This window comes from Paenibacillus sp. 01T442 (assembly GCF_056398345.1).
The window spans coordinates 1-3,694 of sequence record NZ_JBFTPF010000165.1 but is presented as its reverse complement, the minus strand read 5'-3'; the positions used below and the strand labels follow the sequence as shown (position 1 = coordinate 3,694).

Below are 3,694 nucleotides of genomic sequence, written 5' to 3'. Positions count from 1 at the left end.
CTACGATGAGTATGTACTGGGTTCCAGCCCTCAGAACTCACCTTAGGAGGCGTTATCATGAAGTCTAATCCAATTAAGTCTCAAAATCAACGTGTAGAACGAATCAGCACTACTACTCTGGTCATAGGCATCGAYATTGCCAAGGAGAAACACGCAGCACAAGCCATTAATTTTCGAGGTGTTGTCCTCACCAARCGCMCTATTCTATTTTCGAATGACCTTGCYGGATATGAGCATTTAGAACAAAGCATTCGGAAATTACAGAAGATGCACGGCATGAATGACATCATTGTGGGAATGGAGAGCACCGGTCACTACTGGTTCAATATTGCCAACTGGTTGGTRGATCAGGGCRTTGATGTGGCTCTTGTCAATCCAATSACAACAAAMCGCAATAAGGAAAACAGAGATAACTCACCTTCCAARARCGACCCAAAAGATGCTCTGGTCATCGCCGATGCGGTSAGCCGTGGGTTCTACACGCCCTTCTCTCCAAAGGATGAAGCATYCCGCCCTAYACGGGTTATGGTTACAAACAGAGAGYACTGGGTKGTTAAATYAGGAAGGACTAAGAATAGAATCCACCGCTGGCWTGATATCCGGTTTCCAGAATACAGACAAGCATTTGATGATATTTTTAGCGATCGCTCGTTAGCCACTTTGCGCCGSTTTCCAGCCCCTTCTGACCTATTGCAGCTAACTCCGGAGCAAATGGTACAGATYTGGGGTGAGTATATGGCCAGACCAGGCGGAGTGCGAGGCAAGAACAAGGCCTTSGAACTTCAATCGMTCGCTAGACATAGCGTGGGAGACACTACTGCCCTTGAAGAAGACAAATGGGAGCTAAGSCACCTCATCKAAGAGTATGATAGGATCTGCCGAATTATTGACGAAGTGGACGAGATGATTGAAAAGATACTGCCTKAAATTCCTTGTTCTGATCTCGTTCGCTCTGTCGGTACYTCCGTTCCAGCAACGGCTGCCATATTGGCWTTTGGCGGGGACTTRCGTARGCTKTCTCACGGAAATCAATTACTACGCAAGGCAGGATTGAACTTAGCAGAACGAAGTTCTGGCAAATATAAGGGGCAAATTAAGCTCACCAAGCGAGGCAAYTCACTACTGCGYAAACATCTCTACTTCACTGTGTTTCACCWGTTATCTTTYAATGAAGCGTTCCAAGCYATGCATGCGCACAATACCGAAGTGAAAAGAATGACGAAAATGCAGTCCATGATGAAGCTGATTGGGAAACTGGCCCGGATGCTTGTAGCCATGGCAAAAGAAGGACAAACATTCTCCATAGAWAAAGCACAACTRCCGTTAGCAGCATAAAAAGTAWATCGTAACCCCTGACACGTAAATTGGCTYATTCGCAGGATYTCACAAAGAAAGCACGGAGTACCGAGATTTTTAMGCTTTAGGGCATAGACCCGTTCCGTTAACGTTGATCGGACTCCACACCTTGRATAGATAGGACGAAGGAATGTGAGGGCAAAGACCCGTCGAGATTTGGGAGAGTGAATCCCCAAGGRCCTTGTGGAGAGAAGCGTGCAGCATACCATTTTTATGGAAGATGTTGTAAAKAAGTTCAGCACCTTCTGTTCCCRCATGCGCTCTAACGGAACTACCTGCCCCACAAGACCCAAACAACTGAACTCCTATTTACCATGCATCTTGAAATCCTGCGAATGAGCGAGCATTCGTGAGAAAATCCTTATTCTATGAGGGAGCTTAATCGTCTGCCGATCTCTCCATCTACTGCATTGCGTCGTATTAAGGCTATAGTACTCTTACACAAAATGAATTCGTTCGGGTATCCGTCGGGAATGAGATCAAGTTCTTGTCATTGGTTTCTGACAAGAACTTGATCCCCTAAAATAAAAAAGCCACGAATTACGCGGATATTAATGCGATAATGTTCTTGTCACCCGACAGTTTCGTTTTGCAATAATTGATAGATTTGATAAGAAAACGAATGGAGGCCGACGAATAGATATTTGGCAAGAAGGCGAGGAGGTTCACAAGGAGACCGAGGGAAATAATGATACCTAACGTCCTTTCTAAGGCCTTTCCTATTAAGGAAATATTTACATATTTCTGCTTCTTCCTCTATTTCAAAAAATGCGTCCATAAYCTCGAAGGCTGCCTTATAATCCCCTTGTCATGCCCCCCCCCTCCTTCTTTTTACATCGACTTTCTCACGCACCAAGTACTCATACAACGCTGCCCGGCTACATTGACCGTTTTAATAGGCTCAAATAGTATCCCTTTCAACTCTTCCGTAGTTTTCTGTAATCTTTCCTCATCCACAAGAAAACGAATGCTCCCGTCTGGAAGTTTATAACGTTCATCCCCGAGTGGCTTTACCTTCGTTTCAATTCCGATTGATGATGCAATTCGTACAAACATCAGCCCGCCAGGCTTAAGTACACGCCATAATTCATGCACTATTTGCTGAAAATGGGCCTCATTCTCAGCAAAATGCAGAGCGGCGTTACTAATAATAAAATCAAAATAGTGATCATCAAAGCTCATCTTCTCAACAGCTTCAACTCGAGTGCGCTCGTTCGACCAGTCAGGTGCTAGCTTCATGGCAAGCCTCTGAACAGCGCCAATCGCTTCCTCAGATAGATCCACTGCATACACTTCATACCCGTTACGCAGCAAATAGATAAGATTGCGACCAGAGCCGCATCCGGCATCGAGAATTCGCATTCCCGGCGTAATACGACCTTTTAATAGCTGATCAAATAAATAAATATCAATATCGCCAAACTGCTCTTTTAGATCCATATGCTTCACCTGTTTACCTTCAAAATATCAACATAAGAGACGTTATCCTGAATCGAAATAATCCCAATATCCTTAGTAATTATACCATCAATTCTCGCAGCTGGAAATTTATAGACAAAGGGCCGCTCTAGATGAGCAGCCCTTTGTTCCCCATTATTTGTATATTTTCTTAACGCGAGTATCTCATGAAATTGATTTACTTATAATTTCATAAAAGAATTTTAAACATCCGGGACAATAAGGCAGTATCATTGCGAGGGTTCTTTCATCCATTGTTGGCCCGATTGGCTCTTTCTGCCCGATAGTTGAGCAGGCTGCCGATGATGCCGGCAGCCTGCTCGTCATGGTACTATCGTTTTCTGTTAGCGTAATCTTTTGTCAGATTAGGGAAAGTTCAGGTCATTACTTAATTTGATCAGCTTATCATTGTATAGTTTTAACTTGGTTTCAAAACTGCTTCTATTTTGTTCAAAATCCCGTGTCCATTTATACATCATCTTTAACATCAAAAAATCTGGTTTATAATGACACTTTTCAATTCCGAGTTTTTGCTTAAGGAATCGAGTTAGAATTCTTATTCTACGCTTCCACAATGGAGTATCAAGAATTATGATTGTATCTGCCATTTGATATAAACATTGATAGGATTCTCTATCAGTTCCTTCAAATATCCATGTTCCGTTTTTATCAATTTCCATTAAAACATCAATTTGCTCTTCTGCTGTACGCTTATACCGCCCCATTGACGTTTGATGATGAACAATGGAATCGAGTTCATACCAAGGTACATTAATTTTCTTTGATAAGCGTTTTGCCAATGTCGTCTTACCACTAGCTACAATTCCAATAATGAGGATTTTTTTCATTCCTATTTGGCTCCCTAATATCGGTGATACAT

General features: G+C 42.7%; 3 protein-coding genes. 1 reads left to right on the top strand and 2 read right to left on the bottom strand.

Going from position 1 to position 3,694, the window contains the following annotated elements; genetic code table 11:
• The first annotated feature begins 57 nt into the window (after positions 1 to 57).
• The gene (locus AC1DLM_RS34955) at positions 58 to 1,335 is read left to right on the top strand and encodes an IS110 family RNA-guided transposase (RefSeq protein ID WP_477572572.1); all 1,278 of its coding nucleotides are present in this window, start codon (positions 58 to 60) and stop codon (positions 1,333 to 1,335) included.
• Between the two features lie 852 nt (positions 1,336 to 2,187).
• Here AC1DLM_RS34955 and AC1DLM_RS34950 read toward each other — a convergent pair.
• Both AC1DLM_RS34950 and AC1DLM_RS34945 read right to left on the bottom strand, forming a co-directional pair.
• Positions 2,188 to 2,796, bottom strand: a complete 609-nt coding sequence (locus AC1DLM_RS34950; protein ID WP_477572573.1) for a class I SAM-dependent methyltransferase — start codon at positions 2,794 to 2,796, stop codon at positions 2,188 to 2,190.
• A 383-nt stretch (positions 2,797 to 3,179) separates the two neighbouring features.
• A partial coding sequence (locus AC1DLM_RS34945; RefSeq protein WP_477572571.1) for an AAA family ATPase occupies positions 3,180 to 3,694 on the bottom strand: 515 nt, incomplete at its 5' end.

What these genes read in the sequence shown, in the direction of transcription:
- AC1DLM_RS34950 (WP_477572573.1), bottom strand. Translation starts at nt 2,796, where the DNA reads ATGGATCTAAAAGAGCAGTTTGGCGATATTGATATTTATTTATTTGAT.